We start from the raw sequence: 1347 nt of genomic DNA, 5'->3' as shown, positions 1-1347 counted from the left end.
CCCGGCGATCAGCTGGTCGAGCAGCGTGGCACTGAAGGCCTCCACGATCTTCAACTGGATGCCCGGGAAATCGGTTGCGATCTGGGTGAGACAGTCGGGGGCGAGTGTCGGCGCCAGCGTTGGGGACAGGCCAAGGGTGACGGTACCCCGCAGTTCGACGTGGCGTTCCTTCAGTTCGGTGTAGGCGAACTCCGCTTCGCGCAGGATGCGGCGCGCCCGATCGAGGAACACCCGGCCCGCAGGTGTGAGTTGGATCCCACGGGGCAAACGCGTGAACAGCGTCGCTCCCAGGTCCTCCTCCAGGCCTTGCAGCTTGCGGCTCAGGGCAGACTGCACGATCCCCAGTTCGCCGGCCGCGCGCGTGACGCTGCCGAGTTCAGAGGTCAGCACAAAGCACTTGAGATCCCGGATGTCCATGGCGCGGAGGGCGATTCATTGATGACATGCCATTTTGGCATGGGTGCGATGAAAACAAAACGTTGGTCGTCCATGTGACGCGTCTCTACCATGCGGCGGCTGATCAAATATTTTATGGAGATATGCATGAACGCGATAGAAGTGGCCATCATCGGTACCGGCTGGTGCGGCGGAATCCGCGCCGAGACGCTGGCCCGCCATCCCCTGGTCAAGGCCTTGCACATTGCCGAGAGCCGGCCCGACCGCCTGGCCGAGGTGCAGGCGCTGACCAAGCCCGCAACAGCAACGACCGAGTGGGCGGATATCGTCGCCAACCCGGCGATCGAAGCGGTCTACATCTCCGCTACGCCGGAGACCACACACTACCCGATGGCCAAAGCCTGCCTGCAGGCGGGCAAGCATGTGTTCCTTGAGAAGCCGATCGCGATGGAGCTCGCCGAGGCGGACGAGCTCATTCTCATTGCGCGCGAGCGTGGGCTCAAGTTCACCATCGGCTACTCGCAACGCTTCAATACCAAGTTCGCCTACGTGCGCAAGGCCATCCGCGAGGGTTCGATCGGTCAGCCGGTGAGCGTACTGGTTTCGCGGCACATCAGCCGCAGCCTGGGCGGCAAGATCACGGGGCGCACCAAGCTGTCGCCTGCGGCGATGGAGTCGACCCACGACCTCGACTTCGTGCTTTGGTGCCTGGAGCCGGCCAAGCCGGTCCGTGTCTATTCGCAGAACAACTTCGGCGCATTGCAGCAGGCCAGCGGTGTCGCGGTGCCCGACCTGCAGTGGATCACGGTCACCATGGACAACGGCGTGAGCTTTGTGGTCGGTGGCGGCTGGAGCCTGCCGCCGAATTACCCCAATTTTTCCAGCACCTGGATCGAGATGGTGGGCACCGAAGGCGCCGTGTTCGTCGACGACAGCCACCGCGACGTGGTG

The 1347-nt window shown here is 63.5% G+C and carries 2 protein-coding genes; one reads left to right on the top strand and one right to left on the bottom strand.

What is annotated here, in order from left to right; all coding sequences use genetic code 11:
- On the bottom strand, positions 1–417 hold a 417-nt coding region (locus ABYB95_RS23560; RefSeq protein ID WP_372662828.1), incomplete at its 3' end, for a LysR family transcriptional regulator.
- Positions 418–543: 126 nt separating this feature from the next.
- Between ABYB95_RS23560 and ABYB95_RS23555 the strand changes: the two genes are divergently transcribed.
- Positions 544–1347 (top strand): Gfo/Idh/MocA family protein (locus ABYB95_RS23555; RefSeq protein ID WP_372662825.1); only part of this gene is annotated, 804 nt, incomplete at its 3' end.

It is taken from the genome of Hydrogenophaga sp. (assembly GCF_041633695.1).
Classification (GTDB): domain Bacteria; phylum Pseudomonadota; class Gammaproteobacteria; order Burkholderiales; family Burkholderiaceae_C; genus Hydrogenophaga.
This window is presented reverse-complemented; position numbering and strand designations above follow the sequence as displayed.